Origin of the sequence: Neomoorella stamsii, assembly GCF_002995805.1 — a bacterium.
GTDB classification, from domain to species: Bacteria; Bacillota; DSM-521; order Neomoorellales; family Neomoorellaceae; genus Neomoorella; species Neomoorella stamsii.
Genome location: NZ_PVXL01000015.1, coordinates 1 through 16627 on the forward strand (window position 1 = coordinate 1; position 16627 = coordinate 16627).

Here is a 16627-nt window from a genome sequence, read left to right on the forward strand (position 1 = left end):
CAGACTTTTCTTCTTTAAGGATTTCCAGCACAACTTTGGCTTTAAAATCTGTTGGATATTTCTTTCGTACACTCATTTGACGCTTAGGACCCCCTGTTTTTGTGTCTAGTTTTCTGGGTCCATTATATCCAACCTCCAGCTGTAAAACCGTACGGACGAAATCCCATGTCGCACAGCGTTTCAAAGTCGCGCTGCAGGCAGCGTGCGATATTTTCTTTACTCAGGTCGTTCACCTTATCTGGCTTGTCGATTTTCGTGCCGGCATAAAAGTGTGTATGCTGGGCGATTTCGTGGCCAAAGGCGGCTATCTCTTGTACTCGCTCCGAGATTTCCGCTCCCGCTACTTGGGCCCGGAATGGATACACGAAAAAGGTACCCTGTAGTTTATAAAGGTGGAGCCTTTGTAACACGATTTGCACCCTTTGCCAAACTAGAACGTCATGGAGTTTCTCCGCGTGAAAGGCAAGGGTTAACGGTGTGGCGTCTTTCTGCTTTCGGCGCATATTCGTTGTCACTTCCCGTTTTGCTATCTCTGGGGTGAGAGTAATATTCGACTGTAACCAGAAGTGCAATCAAGAGAATTCCCTGAGGATTATGTACCAGGAATATCATCGTTAGAACCGGCATGAATAACGCAAGTGCTCCGGCAAAAGGGACTAAGAAATTCATTGCATTTTGTCGAGCCCCCTTCTGATCGGTCAGTAATCGCATTGTTACTCGTATTATAATAAGTAAAATCATGATCCCTACTACGCCACCCAGCGCATATGCTGTTGCGAAATCACCCAAAAGAATACCACTAGAAAGTGGCTTCAGGCCGTAAAGTTCCTCAACACCTGGTCCCAATCCAAGTCCCAAAAGGGGTGCATAAGCATTGTTTAGAGTTGTTTTTAGAACATCACTCAGTCTTGTATACCGCCAGGTAAATTCATAGAACCAGGCATCAGCCCCCAACCGCGAGAGCCATCTTGAGTTGAGCGTAAGCAACATAGATACAACCGATATACCCAATACAAGGTACGTAGCTAAGTTCCTGGGCAGATTGTACTTGGGCAACCTATGAACAGCTTGGAACATTAAGAAAATTGCAATGGCTATTATTAGCGATCTACTCCCTGATACAGCAGCGACAACACAATAGATTACAAGAAGTCTTATTCCCTTATTCATTGGTCTAACAAAATAGGTAAATGGTAGCGTAAGTGCCAAGATCATGCCCAGATTTTCCGGTGCCCCCACAAGGCCACCCACGCGCAAGAAATCACTTCCAACATAAGTAGTCCCTCCAAGCCTAAGAGCCTCCACTGTTCCTATGTCAGTTCCCCAAACTAAACTTCGAAAGAGTAAATGCATCTTAGGATTTAGTAATGCTAAAGCATAATCACCAATCGCAGAGTAAGCCATAATCTCTCCATAAAGTATTATCGAAGAAGCCAAAAGATTGGGTGACAAAAGCCGCATATTTAACAAGTAAGATAGTAGGAACACAGCTATCATATAGAAAGACAAATTAACTAAGCCTCTAATGACAGGAATGATAGCCTGTGGGTTAGTTGTAATCTGTAAGAACGCGTTTACGGTGGCAAGCGCCCAGACTACCATGAAGGTTCTTGTTACAGGCGAGAAGAAAACCCTACCTCGCCTGACAACACGGAAGTAAAGTAGCCCGAGAATTGCCAAAGGTACAATTAGAGAGAAGTCGAAATCATAATTAGAACCTAGCAATTCGCCCGCGAATATCCTTTTAGTAGCCAGTGAAGGAATTGTAGTAACCAAGAGAACTATGACTATAACCGCTTTAGATATTGACCTTAAAGAAAAGAGCATAACTATAACTAAAAGAACAACGACTACTGTTTTTGCGGTTTGGTTAGGACTCGTCGTAGCCCACCATCCCAAGAAAGCTCCTACGATACATCCAAAAATGTACACAGTGGATTGAGGAAGTCGATTTTGCTTATTGTCCGCTCCAGTTGACAAGATTGGAACACCTGCCCTCCAACATAACAGCTCCTTCGCTAAGAAGCACCTTCCCTACAAAATCTTGAGGGCAATAATGATATTATATGCCCTTCTTTCCCACGTATAGTTATTTATATCTCGAGAGGCCCCTTCGATCAATTCCTGGGCCAGGGACCGATCGGTCGTTATTCGGAAGATAGCCTGTGCCAAGCATTCGTCGTTAGGCTCCACCAGCCAGGCGTTTTCCCTGTGCCGCAGGATCTCCCGGATGGAAGGTAGATCGGTAGCTACAATCGGCACCCCAGCCGCCATATATTCAAAAAGCTTTAACGGCGAGGTAAAGTAGGCAGAAAACTCATTCCAAGGCCACGGAATGGTTACGACATCGCAGGACCTTATCCAAAAAGGCACTTCCGTATTTGGCACGCGATCCACGAACATAAATCGCTCCCGCGGTGCATCCACGCGGTCAGCCAGTTCCAGGTAACCAGGAACGACATCCATCGGGCCGCCCACGCATACCAACAGCGGCTCTTGGCCGTTTATAGTGGGTAATTTAGCCACCGCCTGCACAAGTTCCGGGATCCCCTTCTCCATCTCCATGGTGCGGAACCGCCCGATATAACCGATAACAGGCCGCTCCAGGGGTAAGCCTAACCTGCGGCGACATTCCTCTTTACCTGGCAAGTTTTTAAACAGGCTCAAGTCCACGCCGTCGGGAAGCACCACAATCTTTTCCTCGGGAAACCCCATTTCGGCAAAACCTTTTTTTATAAAAGACGTTAGGCACACCACAAGCCGCAAGGCCGGGCGTCTGGCAATCCGTTGGAGCAGCCAGCGTTGCCCGCGTTTGGGTACGACATGGGCTTCATATACCGTCGGCAAGCCAATCCGGGTCAACCAGTACGCGACTCCACTGTCCCGCGTGTAGTAGACATCGGCCCCCTCCCCACGGGCCACCAGCGCGGCGTACAAGCCCCAGGCCAGGGTGTGGGCAAAGAAAACCGGGGCAAAGATACTCTTGGGGAAAAACCTCTCCCACAATACTACGTCCAGGTTTGGTAGGGATCGTACTCCAAAGCTCGGGGCGATACCGTAGTAGCTGAAGATGGTCTGCCGACTGAGTTCCGGGTCGAGCTGTCGGCGCCGCGGGTGCATCAACGTAACTTCTACGCCGTTAGCCGCAAACGCCTCGCACATTTTGCAAATTTGATACCCGTGCGCCTTCTCTGTGGGCAGGCGTACATTGGCGAGGTAAACTAGACGATTAATCATCATGATTTCCTCAACCGCACAGCAAAGCTATCGGCGAATAGGCTGGGAAACCGGCAAGCCAGCCACTTGCCCAGCTTGCCAAGCCGACCCGGCCCATTGAAATCGTTGGCATCGACCTCTAGCCCAGCCTTGGAGATCATTTCTTGCAACACTGCATAGTTAAACCAATACACATGACCTCGTGCAGGCTTGCACTGAAACGGTACTTTACCAAAAATCATTCGCACACGGTCCTTCCAATAGTGGAAGTTTGGTACAACCAGCACAATCTGCCGGGCAACCCGGGCCATTTCTGTAAGCGTGGGGAGAGGGTCATAAAGATGCTCCAAAACATCAAGTGCACAAGCAGCAGCAAAATAATTATCAGGGTAAGGCAGTGGTTTGGTGATGTCGGTAACATGGGCATCCAATCCCTTCTGCCGTGCCTTCTCAACCGCCACAGGTGAAATATCTAATAAATATAGACGCCTAAAACCCTTATGTTGCTGAAGAAGCGATAGAAAAAAACCATCACCACCGCCGATATCCAAAACGGGATCCTCGGTAACCATTTCGAGCGCCACCCTATGCCGCCAAACCATCCCTTGGCCGTGGCTGCTCCAGCGGCGGTCTTCAAATACCTGTGCCTGTGATGCCTTCACTAACTCTGCCCCCTCAACCGCTTAAACCAGTGTAAAGCTGGCGAACACTTCGCCTCGAATGCTGTCCAGTCAAAATGCGCTCAATACTTTTGTCATGTCTGCCCAGTTCCATTATTTAAGAAAAATGCATCTTTGATACCACTGCAAAAAGGTTACTTCAGTCCACCTGCTATAGAAGTAGTCCCCACTTTTGCTCTCAAACGGGGCACCCGACACAATGTGATGGTTGATTTTTTAACACAAAGCCGCGGTTCTCCTCCACCGGATGCGTCGTGATGGAGTTTTTGTAATGGAAACATCTTTGTAATCATACAATTATCTGTAACTCTGTACCTTTTGAAAGACCATTATCATCTTGTCCACCAGGTTCTCCAGGCTATGCAGCCGCATAACGCTTTGGCGCAATTCTATCGCCATCGCCTGCCTTTGCCTATTTCCTAAACAAAGTAACCGCTCAAGCCTAGCTGCTAGGTCCTCTGGGTTACCTTGATGAAACAGAAGCATGTCTTCCCATTGACCAACTGTATTCTGAAATCCCAATGTCGATGTAAAACTTGGTTTACCACAGGCCATTGCCTCTAATACAGCTTTATCAAGCGAGTGATCTGCGGGGGAACAATTTACGTGTGCGAAACATCGGCGGTACCAGCTGACGACTTCATGGTTTGGTACGCTGCCAACGAACTGTACTACGCCAGCCAACTTCAGGTCTTCGACCCGCCTGCGTAGTTCCTCCACATAGGAATGGTGTGCCTGCGGGGCATCTCCGACCAGGGCGCATGAAACCGGGTATCCGCGCTGGCGCAGAATATGTACCGCCTCGATAAGGGTCATCTGGTCCTTGATTGGTGAGAGTCGACCGACGCAGAGCAGGAGAGGCGGATCTTCCGGCTCTGTACCGTCCGGTGAAAATAAATCCGTATCAATTCCTTGCCCTATAACCTCTAGCTTATCGCGTTTGTAATGGTAAGCGCTATCCGCGCTAGACACTATCTGGTCTGAAAGATGATGGGCTACCTTCAGCATCGCCGATACATGCCGATGGGCATACCACGTCACGATGGGAATATGCCTTGCCTTCAAGATTGGTGCAGCCAACACCGTAAAGGTGGGAATCATGTGTGAGAAGCAAACGTCAATGCAGTCTACCCGCAGTATCCGAAACAGGTAACGATAAAACTCCAGCAGGCGGCGGGCTTCACTGTAGCCCTTCTCCTTGCCCACGGAATACACCCGCACATTATCCGGCACTTCCACACGGCCAGCCCGCATGGTAATAACATGGATGAACTCCATGCGCCTTGCCAGGGCGGTGATCCAGGCCGTAGTGAAACCGAGTATCGGATCGTCAAGGTCAGTAGCAAGGTTAAATAGAAGGAGATGCATAGCGGGCCTCCTCTCTGCCAAGAAGGGAACGGGCGGTTTTCAATATTTGCTTATAATTTTCCACGTACGCTTCAGTAGAAAAAAAGTGCTCGGCAAAGGTACGCGCCCTGCCTCCCATTTCTCCCGCCTCTACGGGATGTTCCAGGAGCCAGCGCAGCTTTTCCGCGAGGGCGGCCTCATCGCCGGGGGGCACCAAGAAACCGGTAATCCCATCCTGCACCATCTCGGGGATCCCGCCTACATTGCTCCCAATCACAGGCCGTCCCGTAGCCATGGCCTCCACCACCACCCGCCCCAACCCCTCCGAAAGGGAGGGAAGCACAAAAACAAACGCACGGCTCATCCATACCGCTAGCTCTGCCTGCGGCACCTGCCCGACGAACTGCACCCGGCCTTCCAAACCCAGCTGGCGCACCTGCCTCCGCAGGTTTTCCGCATACCCCCTATACTCCTCGCGCCCCACAATGGTTAGCCGGACCTGGGGAAAATCCCGGGCGAGGCAGGAGAAAGCGTTAACCAGGTGGTGAACACCCTTGAGTGGAGTTAGCATCCCGGCATAGAGAATCTCCCGGATTCCCCCCTCATCATGGCTGCCTCGGGACTGAAAAAAAGCCTCGATGTCCGTCCAGGCCATAAACTGGTGAATTGGCTTGCCCGATGTCCACCGTTCCAGTTGCCTCTTCGTGGAGAAGGATACGGCCCGCAATAAGTCGGCGTTATTCAACGCATAACCGGCGACGGCGCCCATTAAAAAGCGGTAGAGACCAGGTAGAAGAATCCGCCGCTGCATGAAGAGTGATTCCTCGAAATCGCCGTGATTTTCCACAACCAGGGCCACCCGCCGGCCGGCAACTCGGGCCAGCCGCTTGGCCAGGGCGGCGGCGAAGCCTTCGTATGGGCTTTGGGCGACAAGGACGCGCACCCCGCGCCGGAAGATAAGCCAAAGGGCCAATACCGGGCCGATGACAAGCATCTCCAGATACCGCAGCACTGGGAGAGGCAACGTCGGCAGCAGGTAGAAATATGCGTGCTGGCTGAAGCGCCGTGGCCTGCCATCGTGAGAGAATCCGATGACAAAAACGTCACCAAGAGCCTCTAGAGCTTTAAACTTCTTTTCGCTGGTTGAATCCAGCGGCCGTCCGTAACGGGCGCCACCGAGAAAACAAACCTTCATCAACAACAACCACCCTTACTCCCCATGTCATCTCCAAACCCTTCTCTAAACTCTATAGCGACCCCACTTAGCATTCGCAGCGTCAAGTTATCACGCAGATCATACTATCGGTTTGCACGCCACACCAGCAATAGAGGCCGTACCCATTTCCGACTTCTTTAGTAAAAAGCCATCTTTACTTATTGTTTGCTACAATAATTATCTTTTGTGCAATATGAACTAATGTTTGATTAGTATACAACCCTTTTGGATAATAAATAATTTCTTGAAATGGTAAATTCCTTCCTTTTACGAGACTTACTTCGAGACCAACCGCCTTAACAAGCCTTTCTATTTTCGAAACGTTAAACTTACTAATGTGTGTAGTATCATCAGCCAAACTGGGTCTACTTCGGCGTACCCAATGCCAAAAGTCGTAGAGCTTCTTAACCGGATAGTTCGGGGTTTGAAGAAATAGTACACCATTTGGCTTGAGAACACGCCTTATTTCCAACAAGAGCTCCTGGGGACGTTCCACGTGTTCAATTACATCGATGCAGAGCACTGTATCAAACGTACGTGATGAAAAAGGCAACTGGTATCCGCTGGCGCAGACGAAAGCCACCCCAGGAAGCATCTGGCTCCCTCGCTTCAGCCCGGGCAATCCGGGATCTACGCCGACTCTCCGCGTAGCATTATCCAGTTCTCTAAGATGCCCGCCTAGACCACAGCCAACGTCTAACACAAGCCCGCGTGCGAGTTGCCTTAGCAACTGGCCGTCAGTAGCTGTAACCCCCACTAATTGCTCCGTATAACTATCCCACTTCGAGATCGTCATCATAGTGCTCCTTACTTTTCTACCTTGAAGGTCTGCGGACAGAGCCTAAATAGAGGCCCAGATAACCAACCGACATTGTGATGCTCCAGACAGCCGCGGTTCCTACAGCTCCGAAGAGCGGTGTTACCGCGGGCCAAAGAGCCAGACAAGCTAAACTAACTAAAACCATTCCCTTAACCCACGTTTTAATCCAGCCCTGGGCCAGGTAAAATGGGCGCAACCAAAAAAGATACAACCATGTAGCCATGCCTATCGAAAATATCTGAAGTATTGGAACGGAAGGTAGAAATATGGTTCCAACTAACGGTGGCAGGATCAGCGGCGATAGTGCCGCTCCCAAAATAACCATCGTGCCAAGGGGGAGGCCAACCCGCGTGGCAAGCTGGCGTGTTCTACTACGAAGCTCCTCGCTATTGCCAGCGGCATGCCGCTTGGCCAGTTCGGGATAAATAACTGATTGGAGCGGGCCCACAAGATACCCCACTGCCCCCGACAAACTTTTTGCCAATCTGTAATACCCCACCTCAGTTGGCCCGCGAAAGTATCCCAAGAGCACGAGGTCTAGTTGCTTGGGAATCATACCAACCAGGGCATTGAGATCGCTATAGGCTAAGAAACTAAGCACCTCCCGGCGACGGCCCCGGAGGGCCTGCCAGCTTCCCCGCCACCAGGACATGCCCCATGTGTACCGAAGCGTTCTACGCGCCGCCGTCCCGTAAAGCACTCCTGTAGCAATCATCGCCGCAGCGTTGCCCCAAACAACTCCCTTAACCTGCCAGCCCGCCAGAACCAAAGCCAATATTATTACCACCCGCAAGACGTTTACCGCAAGATCTATCCATGCAATCGTGGAGAACCGCCCCTTGGTTGTCAGCACAGCGTGGGAAGTGCCAACGAAAGCCCTGGGTATGAACGCCATGGCGTAGACAACAATAAACCACGCCACCTCCGGCCGGTGTGCCACCCGCTCAGCCGCCCAGGGGACAGTAGCCAGTACCACGACAAACGCCAGAGCAGCAATGGCAAAATCCACTGTATAGCCCAGCTTGCATACCGCCAGCACCCGGTCCCGCTCGCCCGTTGCGGAGAATTCACTCAGGTATTTGACCGACGCCTCGCTTGACCGCGCATCAAAGAAAGTATATACCAAGCCCGGATAGCTCATCACCAGCCCGGCGAGCCCGTAAAGGTCCGGTCCGAGCCAGCGGGCGACCAGGATACCCTGGATGAAGTTTAATACTGCTCCGGCAAACTGGGCGGCCGTTAATGCTCCAACATCGCGGACAAACTGCCGGCTGGCGAGCCTACTGTATACTTCGCGCAATAGATACCTAACTGGAATACTCCTACTCCCCCTTTTCCGCAAGGTTACCAATAAGAGGGAGTGCCCGCTCTACAAGCATAATGGGAATACCATCCTCAACAGGGTAACGCAGCCGGCATTGTACACAGTCAAGGCCACTTGCGTCCGATGTCAGGCTTAAATCGCCCTCACACCGAGGGCAGCACAAGATTTCGAGAAGAGTCGATAATATGTCCTTATCCAAAGGATCATCCTCTCCTTCGCTCACCTTATTCGTGCTTAAACGCAAAGTACCCGGACAATTTACATACGACGAGTTGCAGCCTCGGCATCTCTAATCCTTTGGCTTTTTTCCAACATACTATACAGCCATTGGACTAGTCGATTAGCAAATGGTATGTGATTAAATAACGCCAAAATTTCTGAATAGAATGGCGATACCTCAATCGTCTCGAAGCCTGCACGTTCACAGAAAAATTTAAGCGTAGCTGGCATAAACGCGTTGATATGATCATTTTCGCAGTGTCCTGAGAAATATCGACCTACTGCAGGAAAATGGTGCACAACTGCGGTAGTAGTGGAATGGTGGGTACATATAGTGCTAACAAACCGTCCGGCAATGGAAACGCACCTTTAAAAGCATGATGGGAATCCTTCCTTCCAAAGGTAGTGAAGATGGCATCTAAAACAATCAAAACACTTCTTACTCTAAAGTCATACGTAAATCTCCGCGACACTTAGGACAACACAAGATCTCATTCAGGTTTGCTAACTCCAGTTTACCCATAGTTCTCTCCCTTTTACATCAGCTCGGGGATTTACTTATTACCTGGTCACTTCGCCTTTAAATGCAACGATACGATAACCGGCTGCAAAGCTCCTAATGTTTCCTTGTTGGCGGCTAAAGCAGGTATCAAACCAATAAGATATCCGTCTTAAAAATGGTATCGCAAAGCTGAAGCCCAAACGCCTCAGTACTTCAGAAATAAGTGACCCCAATAACGAAAAAACACCAAAAGGGCTATCAAGTAAAGTTATTTCAAAACCACGAAGTAAATGGCGTAAACCTAGAGGTGTATATCGATAGAAGTCATCTCCATGAAAAGGATGCATAAAAGGAACCCAAACAATAAATCTCCCCCCTGGCTTTAAAACACGGTATATTTCCTTAATAACTTCACATGGCTGCGCGAAATGTTCCAGCGAATCTTTGCTTATAATAACATCAAAACTATTATTCTTAAATGGTAATTCCTGAGCATCAGCGATTACGGTCGGTTCCCCATTGTCAAACCTCTGAATATCCACATTGACATAGTAATACCCCATTTTTTCCAAAGAATCTCGTAAAATACCACTCCCGCCGCCAAGGTCAAGTACTAACCCACCACCTGGCGAAACGAGTTCGAGAACCAAGTTAGCTTCCGCACTCATAACTAGAATTACCCCTTAACCACAGACATCAAAATATTTTCAGTATCATCAATCATCCGTTCTAGAGCAAAACGAGTAGATGTCTCCTGGACACCATCTATAAAACGTAGTCGATCGTATGGTCTAAACATAGTCAAAAGAGCTTTACGCAACATGCTAATATCACGCGCGGGTTCGATCAATAAACCGTTATGCCCGTCTTCCACAACCTCAGGCGTACCTCCCACGGCTGTAGCTACAACTGGCAAGCCCAGGATCATTGCTTCCAGTACTACATGTGGCAAGCCTTCATAAATAGAATTGAGTACGAATACATCACATGCAGCCATAAAAGCCAGCGTCTCTTCCTTGCAGCGTGCTCCGGTGAAGTAGATACGATCTGTAACTCCCAAAGCAGTTGCTAACTTCTCAAGGCGTCCGCGTTCTGGGCCGTCCCCGACAATAACCAGTCCGGTTCCATCTAAGCCAGCAATAACCTCTATCACCTTATCTATCCGTTTCCATGGCACAAGCCGACTAACAGTTACAACCTTTAAACTGGTTTGTAAGGGAATCTGAACCGGTGGAAGGTCACCTGGAGATTCCACCGCATTATAGACGGTGATAATCTTTTCCTCGGGCACCCCCCAGCGGCCAATCCAATTGGCAAGGTAACGGCTAGGGGTGATAACCCGGTCAGCGCGACGGGTCCACCACGCCCTTAGAGCCTTTAAGGCCTCAACTTTCAAATCATAATGCTTCTTTTGGAAGTCCTCAAAATCATCTTCCACCCAACCTCTCCCCCTTGCCCTTTCCCAGGCAAAATCCCCAATTACTTTCAGGACCATTGGTTTACGCAGGAGAAAGTTGGCTACGCTCGCCTCCAAGGCCAGCCCATTTATGAATAATACGCCCGCATTTCTTCCTTCCCGGACGATGCAAATCACCGTATACAACCATCGCCATAATTTAAACTGCCGTCGAGAAAGGCGTACCACTTGAAATGGGTATCCCCTATCATCATAGTCTATATGGTCGCTTAAAGTCAGAACGGTGACTTGATGTCCCCTTTGAGCAAGGCCAGTTGCCACCTGTGGTACGTAGGTTGCTGGACCGCCTATATCTGGAGGAAAGATTCCAGTTATAATAAGTATCTTCATAGGGATACCCCCATTTCGTAAAGGGTTTGTCATGAACAAAGCCACTGGCTGAAATGTTCAATACCACACTTGAACTCTGTTTTGGGAATATAGCCCATTAACTGCTCCGCCTTATTGATAGAAGCCCACGTCTGAGGCACATCCCCAAGTTGCGGGGGGAGGAACTCAAGTTTCGCCTTTACCCCCAGGGTTTCTTCCAGGGCGTTAATCATTTCAAGAAGGCTCACGGTACTGTTGTTCCCCAGGTTGATCACTTCATAAGGGGTGGCGTTGTAGTTCATGGCTGCGCGGACGCCCTGGATGATGTCATCTATATAAGTATAGTCCCGGCGGCTGCTGCCGTCGCCGTAGACCGGCACTGGCTCTCCTTTCAGCATCAACCGGGCGAACTTGTAGACGGCCAGGTCCGGCCGCTGCCGCGGGCCGTAGACGGTGAAAAAGCGCAAGGCGATGAACCGGATGCCGTACAAATGGCTGTAGACGTGGCCTAAAAGCTCCCCGGCCACCTTGGTTGCGGCGTAGGGGCTGATGGGCAGGAGCACGCAATCGTCCTCCCGCCAGGGCACGTTGGGGTTCACCCCGTAGACGCTGGAGGAAGACGCAAATACGAACTGCTTCACTCCCCATTCTCTGGCCAGCTCCAGCAGGTTCTGGGTGCCGCGGACGTTCACTTCCTGGTAGTCGATAGGATCGCGAATGGAAGGACGGACACCGGCCTTAGCTGCCAGGTGAACTATCACATCGTACTCCCCTGAGAGGCGCTCCCGGAGAGTATCCATATCTCTTATGTCTAATTCAACCAGAGTATAATTGCTGTATTCCAGGTGGGGCGCTATGTTCTTGCGCTTAACAGCTGGATCATAGAAGGGATCGAAGTTATCTACGACCATAACCCGCCACCCCTCGGCTAAAAGGCGGTCGACAAGATGGCTACCTATAAAACCGGCCCCTCCTGTTACCAGAACCGATCTCACCGGCCCACCCCCAGATAGGTCCATCCCGCTCGCCCGGCTTCTTTAGGGTCGAAAAGGTTGCGTCCGTCCACCAGTACTGGGGTGCGCATCATCCCGGCCAGGCGGTCCAGGTCCAGGTGCCGGTACTCGGGCCACTCTGTTGCCAGCACCAGGGCTTCGGCCCCCTGGGCGAGGGCGTAGGGATCCTGGAAAAACTCCACTTCTAATCCTTCCAATGCCCGCTGCGCGTTGGCCAGGGCTACCGGGTCGTGGACCCGCACGTGGGCGCCCCGCTCAGCGAGAATCCTCACTACGTCAAGGGCAGGAGACTCCCGCACATCGTCAGTACCGGGCTTGAAGGCAAGGCCCAGCACGCCCACTACCCTGCCCCGTACTCCCTTCAGTGCTTCCTGGAGTTTTTCTACCACCCTATATCTCTGCCGCAAGTTTACCTCCCGGCAAGCCGCCACGATAGGCATGGTATAACCGTGCTCTTCCCCCATGGCCAGGAGCGCAGCAGTATCTTTGGGGAAGCAACTCCCTCCCCACCCCAGGCCCGCGGCAAGGAATGGGGAGCCGATGCGAGGGTCCAGCCCCATACCCCGGGCCACCTCCGTGACGTCGGCCCCTACCTTTTCGCAAAGCCCGGCGATCTCATTGATGAAGCTAATCTTGAGGGCCAGGAAAGCGTTGGCGGCATACTTGATCATTTCTGCGCTGGTGGGATCGGTGCTCACCAGGGGAGGCAGATTGTAACCTTCCGGGCGAGGCAGGAAAGGAGGGGGATCGAAGGTCTGCTCCAGGATGCGCTGGTAGAGCCGCCGCAGTATATCTACTCCTTCCGGTCGTTCCGCCCCCACCACGATGCGGTCGGGGTAAAGAGTGTCGCGGAGGGCCCTGCCCTCCCGCAGGAACTCGGGGTTGGAAACGACCAGGACAGCCGTATTGTCCCCCATGCCCCTCCCGGAAAGCACCCGTTTCACTACCTGGCTTACCCTGCGGTTGGTGCCTATGGGCACGGTGGATTTTATCACCAGGTTATAAAGACGGCCCGGCACAAAGCCTTCAGCCACTTCGCGGGCGGCCGCCTCCACATACTGTGTATCCGCTTCCCCGTTGGATTTGGACGGCGTACCTACGGCAATTAAAACGACGTCGGCATCTGCCACGGCCTCCTGCACCCGGCAGGTAAAGTGGAGGTTCCGCCCGGTCAGAGCCATCAGTTCTTCCAGGCCGTGTTCATGTATGGGACTTTTCTTTTTATAGAGAAGTTCCAGCTTGGCCGGGTCCCTGTCGACGCAGGTGACCCGGTGGCCCAGATAGGCGAGGGCCGCACCTGTGGTGAGGCCGACGTATCCCGTACCGATGATTACGACATTCATACTAGAATTGCCTCTTTTATTTATGTAATTACATGGCTTGATGCCTGCAAGATTAAAGCCCGCCCCGGCTTTTTCCACCGCCAGCGGCAGCCCCACATATCCCAGCCCGATGACGGCTACGCTGGCCCGGCGGGTTTTGATTTTATGTATCAGTTCGGAGGCGCAGGTACTTTCGATAATGACGCGGGCTACGGACATGGTGGTCGCTCCCTTAATAAAAAATGGGCCGCTTGGCCACGGGAATGAGCTGCTTGGTGGTGGTGTATGTAAGGGGGCGCAGGCGGGTGCCCTTGCCGCCGGAGAGGATGAGGCCTTTCATGGTTTAAGTCTCCCAATATCGCCTTTATTATTTTGGCCGGTTTTAGTGTCATTTGGTACTGTTTCTGACTGTACAAAAGGATTATAGAGGCAAAGCCCGTGCTTAGACAGATGCTTAAAGTCGTCAGTATTGCGTGTCACTAAAGTTCCCGAACACATAATGGCAGTGGCAGCTACAAGAGCGTCAGGTAACTTTAATTTGCGTTTATAATTTTTCCTACTCAGAGCACGTAGTTCGCCTGCTTTTAGGGCTATCTTTGAATCGACGTCAATTATGTCCCCCAGATTTAATAAACGCCTTAAATCTTTTTTATCCTCTTCGGTCAATATCCTCTTCGGTCAATATCCTCTTCGGTCAATAGGTGGGAAGAAAATAATTCAGCTTCAACAATTACCGAATAAAATACCTGAACCTCTTCTACTTCAACTTTCTCCATAAAATTAACGGCTTCAGCAACGCCTTGCATGGTATCAATGATGATATTAGTATCTATAACATATTTATTCAAGGCTTGTTCCCGGGCGGTCATCTTCGTCCTTCCCGAATTTTCAAAAGATCGTCGACCAGGTCACGACGATCTTTCCATTTCCCGGCAACAGCCCTCACTACCCCTTCCTGTTGCCGTTTATTAACAACTCTGATAATGATTTTGTTGGTAGCAGGGATAATCTCAACTAGATCTCCAGGCCGAATTTTAGCCATCTTTAACGCTTCATCAATGGCTATGCTGCCATCATGGCCAACTGTTTTCTTCACCGATAACACTGGGACCACCTCACAAAATACCATTATATGTTACTATGGGTGCCTTTTAATTTCTTTATACTCTCTTATCTCTACAATCGGTCGATTATATTCACCACTTCAATTCCATGCAATACTACGTACTCTTCCCCGGCCTGCCAGGTGATTACCAGGGTGTTGCGGCCGTCTATACCGGCCAGGTCTGCAGCGCAGGAAGCGAAAAGGCCGGTACGGAGGGCGATCTCACGCTGGGTGAGCTTGTCGTTTCTTTGAAAGCAGTCCAGGACTGCGTAATGGCTATCCATGCCGGCTGCTCCATTATATTTATTTCGACATATCTTATGCTTACTTTATGAACAATAATACCAGCATATGTTAAACGCGTCAATGGATTACATGGTCAATCGATGTTGTATATGAAAGGCCTGCAAAACCGCCCTTATTTGTTCTTCCACCAGTATATTAGCTGCGTAGCGCAGTGCCGCCAGGATATCTTCTTTTTTGAGGTCGTATTCTGCCATAATTTCTTCATAAGTAAGGCCCCCGGCTAATTTGCCTACGATAAGTTCAACCGGTACGCGCGTACCCTTTATTACCGGCTTACCCCCTTTAATTAATGGGTCAACAATGATGCCTGGCATTACTTCCTGCATCTTTGCCACCTCCCGTTAACTATTCTACCACAACAATATTATTTGATAAGATACTACTTAGCACTTTTATTAAGACCTGTTATTACTTAACCAGTTCTTTGATAAACTTCTCCAATTCTTCCCTGCGCCTGGAAACCAGTTTATAAGCCAGCATTCCTTCGCGTTCGGCTATGCCGGCTATGATGGCGACCTCGATTACCTGCAGTTCCGTAACCTTCCATATAATCCGGAGCGACCTGTTATCTACATAAACGCTCCGGTATCCTGCCAGGGGCCTGCCGGCCTGGTTTTCCAACTCTTTGCCAAATGCAGAGGGAGCCCGGGATATTTTTTGCAAGGCTTTAATTACTTTTATCTGCCTGCTTTTATCCAATCCCAGGAAATCTGCTTCAGCCGCGGGAAAAAACTTTACATTGGCCGGTACAAGATCAATCATTTTCGAGGTCGACATCAGGAGCAGCCTCCAGATCCTCGGCGGTTATACCGGCCTTTTTAATTACCTCAGCAAGGGGCACCAAAGCCTGGCCGCCCTTTTCATTTTCGAGTATACGGCAAAGTAGTTCCAATTTTATTTCCAGTTCCGCGGCTTCAGCAACCTTTTCCCAGAGTTCTTTAAATTTGTCATAGCTTAAAATAGTTGCCCTGGGTTCGGAACCGGAAAACATCATTAAAAAGGGCATCTCATGCAATTTTGGTTCTACGACACTGCGCCATTTGCGCTGTAAATCGCTGATGTTAACAATCTGGTCGCTGGAGAAAAGCGGCTTACCTTTCATAACCGGTACGAAGCCTCCCACTGAAAAATCCTCCTTTCTAAATGATATGCATTTACGCGTAAATAAATACGTTGTTGTTTTCGTTTAAATTATCGCGTATTTGGACGTGAAAGTCAAGAACAATAAATATTAAGGTAATCCGCCTGGTACGATATTCCTGCTTTCGTTTTTATGCTTTATTGGCTTTCCTTAGCAGCCGGTATTAGCGATTAACGACAGGTTTTAGCTCGTAATCGTGTGCAAACATTAGTTCGTTTTTGCAGGCAACCATGCTATGCTATGGCTGTCCGAAAGGAGGTGAAAAAAATGGCCGTTATCAGCACCCCACTGGCCACCACCTTACGCCTGCAGGTGCAGACGGGGACTGACGCTACTGGGCAACCCGTTTACCGGGTGCGCTCCTACAGCCGCGTCAAACCTTCTGCCAGTGACCAGGATGTCTACGACGTCGCCCAGGCCATTGGCAGCCTGCAGGTACATCCCGTTAACGCCGTCAGCCGCGTTAACGAGAACGACCTCAGTGCCGGCGCCTAAGTAAATCTAGAGCATTCCTGTAATGATGTAAGGTAGGTGTTGCCAATAAAAAAGCCTCCTGGTAAAAAAATAATAGACCAAAACAAACAAACCAACCAGGAGGCGAGAAACCGAATGAATGAGGTGCAAAAGAAA

21 protein-coding genes and 1 pseudogene are annotated in these 16627 nt (G+C 50.2%); 1 reads left to right on the forward strand and 21 read right to left on the reverse strand.

Features of this window, described 5'->3' with window-relative positions; genetic code table 11:
- From MOST_RS17565 to MOST_RS01800, 21 genes and pseudogenes are all read right to left on the reverse strand, one after another.
- On the reverse strand, positions 1–184 hold a 184-nt coding region (locus MOST_RS17565), incomplete at its 3' end, for a hypothetical protein (RefSeq protein WP_211295960.1).
- 254 nt (positions 185–438) lie between these two features.
- A complete protein-coding gene (locus MOST_RS01710) occupies positions 439–1980 on the reverse strand; it encodes a hypothetical protein (protein ID WP_054937757.1) in 1542 nt (513 codons plus the stop codon).
- A gap of 54 nt (positions 1981–2034) precedes the next feature.
- The gene (locus MOST_RS01715) at positions 2035–3240 is read right to left on the reverse strand and encodes a glycosyltransferase family 4 protein (protein ID WP_054937758.1); all 1206 of its coding nucleotides are present in this window, start codon (positions 3238–3240) and stop codon (positions 2035–2037) included.
- Complete coding sequence (locus MOST_RS01720; RefSeq protein ID WP_054937759.1) at positions 3237–3878, reverse strand: class I SAM-dependent methyltransferase; 642 nt, start codon at positions 3876–3878, stop codon at positions 3237–3239. The genes MOST_RS01715 and MOST_RS01720 overlap by 4 nt, the downstream gene beginning before the upstream one ends.
- 315 nt (positions 3879–4193) lie before the next feature.
- On the reverse strand, positions 4194–5264 hold the full coding sequence (locus MOST_RS01725) for a glycosyltransferase family 4 protein (protein ID WP_054937760.1): 1071 nt from the start codon (positions 5262–5264) through the stop codon (positions 4194–4196).
- The gene (locus MOST_RS01730; protein ID WP_054937761.1) at positions 5245–6438 is read right to left on the reverse strand and encodes a glycosyltransferase family 4 protein; all 1194 of its coding nucleotides are present in this window, start codon (positions 6436–6438) and stop codon (positions 5245–5247) included. Before MOST_RS01730 ends, MOST_RS01725 begins: the two co-directional genes overlap by 20 nt.
- 175 nt (positions 6439–6613) lie before the next feature.
- Positions 6614–7255, reverse strand: a complete 642-nt coding sequence (locus tag MOST_RS17570) for a class I SAM-dependent methyltransferase (protein WP_208974862.1) — start codon at positions 7253–7255, stop codon at positions 6614–6616.
- A gap of 19 nt (positions 7256–7274) precedes the next feature.
- Entirely contained in the window at positions 7275–8579 is a 1305-nt protein-coding gene (locus MOST_RS17575) for a lipopolysaccharide biosynthesis protein (protein WP_211295961.1), read from the reverse strand.
- 22 nt (positions 8580–8601) lie between these two features.
- Positions 8602–8826, reverse strand: a complete 225-nt coding sequence (locus MOST_RS18395; protein ID WP_422879867.1) for a Trm112 family protein — start codon at positions 8824–8826, stop codon at positions 8602–8604.
- Positions 8827–9383: 557 nt separating this feature from the next.
- The gene (locus MOST_RS01745; protein WP_054937763.1) at positions 9384–9992 is read right to left on the reverse strand and encodes a class I SAM-dependent methyltransferase; all 609 of its coding nucleotides are present in this window, start codon (positions 9990–9992) and stop codon (positions 9384–9386) included.
- A gap of 8 nt (positions 9993–10000) precedes the next feature.
- Positions 10001–11131 carry a glycosyltransferase family 4 protein gene (locus MOST_RS01750; protein WP_054937764.1) on the reverse strand — a complete coding sequence of 377 codons (1131 nt, stop codon included), beginning with the start codon at positions 11129–11131 and terminating at the stop codon, positions 10001–10003.
- A 29-nt stretch (positions 11132–11160) separates the two neighbouring features.
- Positions 11161–12105, reverse strand: coding sequence for an NAD-dependent epimerase/dehydratase family protein (locus MOST_RS01755; protein ID WP_054937765.1), 945 nt, complete (start codon positions 12103–12105; stop codon positions 11161–11163).
- On the reverse strand, positions 12102–13466 hold the full coding sequence (locus MOST_RS01760) for a UDP-glucose dehydrogenase family protein (RefSeq protein ID WP_054937774.1): 1365 nt from the start codon (positions 13464–13466) through the stop codon (positions 12102–12104). The genes MOST_RS01755 and MOST_RS01760 overlap by 4 nt, the downstream gene beginning before the upstream one ends.
- 214 nt (positions 13467–13680) lie before the next feature.
- Positions 13681–13785: pseudogene (locus tag MOST_RS01765) on the reverse strand (sugar phosphate nucleotidyltransferase); the annotation flags it as partial.
- Complete coding sequence (locus MOST_RS01770; protein ID WP_054937766.1) at positions 13782–14111, reverse strand: type II toxin-antitoxin system VapC family toxin; 330 nt, start codon at positions 14109–14111, stop codon at positions 13782–13784. The gene MOST_RS01770 and the pseudogene MOST_RS01765, both read right to left, overlap by 4 nt.
- Positions 14108–14314 (reverse strand): PIN domain-containing protein, encoded by a 207-nt coding sequence (locus MOST_RS01775; protein ID WP_054937767.1) that lies wholly within the window; start codon positions 14312–14314, stop codon positions 14108–14110. The genes MOST_RS01770 and MOST_RS01775 overlap by 4 nt, the downstream gene beginning before the upstream one ends.
- On the reverse strand, positions 14311–14541 hold the full coding sequence (locus MOST_RS01780; RefSeq protein ID WP_161952790.1) for a hypothetical protein: 231 nt from the start codon (positions 14539–14541) through the stop codon (positions 14311–14313). The genes MOST_RS01775 and MOST_RS01780 overlap by 4 nt, the downstream gene beginning before the upstream one ends.
- Before the next feature lie 80 nt (positions 14542–14621).
- Positions 14622–14834, reverse strand: a complete 213-nt coding sequence (locus MOST_RS01785) for a hypothetical protein (protein WP_054937769.1) — start codon at positions 14832–14834, stop codon at positions 14622–14624.
- Between the two features lie 87 nt (positions 14835–14921).
- Positions 14922–15182, reverse strand: a complete 261-nt coding sequence (locus MOST_RS01790; RefSeq protein ID WP_054937770.1) for a DUF433 domain-containing protein — start codon at positions 15180–15182, stop codon at positions 14922–14924.
- Between the two features lie 82 nt (positions 15183–15264).
- Positions 15265–15633, reverse strand: a complete 369-nt coding sequence (locus MOST_RS01795; protein ID WP_081360989.1) for a hypothetical protein — start codon at positions 15631–15633, stop codon at positions 15265–15267.
- The gene (locus tag MOST_RS01800) at positions 15611–15958 is read right to left on the reverse strand and encodes a hypothetical protein (RefSeq protein ID WP_054937775.1); all 348 of its coding nucleotides are present in this window, start codon (positions 15956–15958) and stop codon (positions 15611–15613) included. Before MOST_RS01800 ends, MOST_RS01795 begins: the two co-directional genes overlap by 23 nt.
- A gap of 306 nt (positions 15959–16264) precedes the next feature.
- Here MOST_RS01800 and MOST_RS01805 point away from each other — a divergent pair, with 306 nt between their 5' ends.
- Positions 16265–16492, forward strand: a complete 228-nt coding sequence (locus tag MOST_RS01805) for a DUF1659 domain-containing protein (RefSeq protein ID WP_054937772.1) — start codon at positions 16265–16267, stop codon at positions 16490–16492.
- The last annotated feature ends 135 nt before the right edge of the window (positions 16493–16627 follow it).

What these genes read in the sequence shown, in the direction of transcription:
- MOST_RS01715 (WP_054937758.1), bottom strand. Translation starts at nt 3,240, where the DNA reads ATGATGATTAATCGTCTAGTTTACCTCGCCAATGTACGCCTGCCCACA.
- MOST_RS01725 (WP_054937760.1), bottom strand. Translation starts at nt 5,264, where the DNA reads ATGCATCTCCTTCTATTTAACCTTGCTACTGACCTTGACGATCCGATA.
- MOST_RS01730 (WP_054937761.1), bottom strand. Translation starts at nt 6,438, where the DNA reads ATGAAGGTTTGTTTTCTCGGTGGCGCCCGTTACGGACGGCCGCTGGAT.
- MOST_RS17570 (WP_208974862.1), bottom strand. Translation starts at nt 7,255, where the DNA reads ATGACGATCTCGAAGTGGGATAGTTATACGGAGCAATTAGTGGGGGTT.
- MOST_RS01745 (WP_054937763.1), bottom strand. Translation starts at nt 9,992, where the DNA reads ATGAGTGCGGAAGCTAACTTGGTTCTCGAACTCGTTTCGCCAGGTGGT.
- MOST_RS01750 (WP_054937764.1), bottom strand. Translation starts at nt 11,131, where the DNA reads ATGAAGATACTTATTATAACTGGAATCTTTCCTCCAGATATAGGCGGT.
- MOST_RS01760 (WP_054937774.1), bottom strand. Translation starts at nt 13,466, where the DNA reads ATGAATGTCGTAATCATCGGTACGGGATACGTCGGCCTCACCACAGGT.
- MOST_RS01775 (WP_054937767.1), bottom strand. Translation starts at nt 14,314, where the DNA reads ATGACCGCCCGGGAACAAGCCTTGAATAAATATGTTATAGATACTAAT.
- MOST_RS01785 (WP_054937769.1), bottom strand. Translation starts at nt 14,834, where the DNA reads ATGGATAGCCATTACGCAGTCCTGGACTGCTTTCAAAGAAACGACAAG.
- MOST_RS01790 (WP_054937770.1), bottom strand. Translation starts at nt 15,182, where the DNA reads ATGCAGGAAGTAATGCCAGGCATCATTGTTGACCCATTAATTAAAGGG.
- MOST_RS01795 (WP_081360989.1), bottom strand. Translation starts at nt 15,633, where the DNA reads ATGTCGACCTCGAAAATGATTGATCTTGTACCGGCCAATGTAAAGTTT.
- MOST_RS01800 (WP_054937775.1), bottom strand. Translation starts at nt 15,958, where the DNA reads ATGAAAGGTAAGCCGCTTTTCTCCAGCGACCAGATTGTTAACATCAGC.
- MOST_RS01805 (WP_054937772.1), top strand. Translation starts at nt 16,265, where the DNA reads ATGGCCGTTATCAGCACCCCACTGGCCACCACCTTACGCCTGCAGGTG.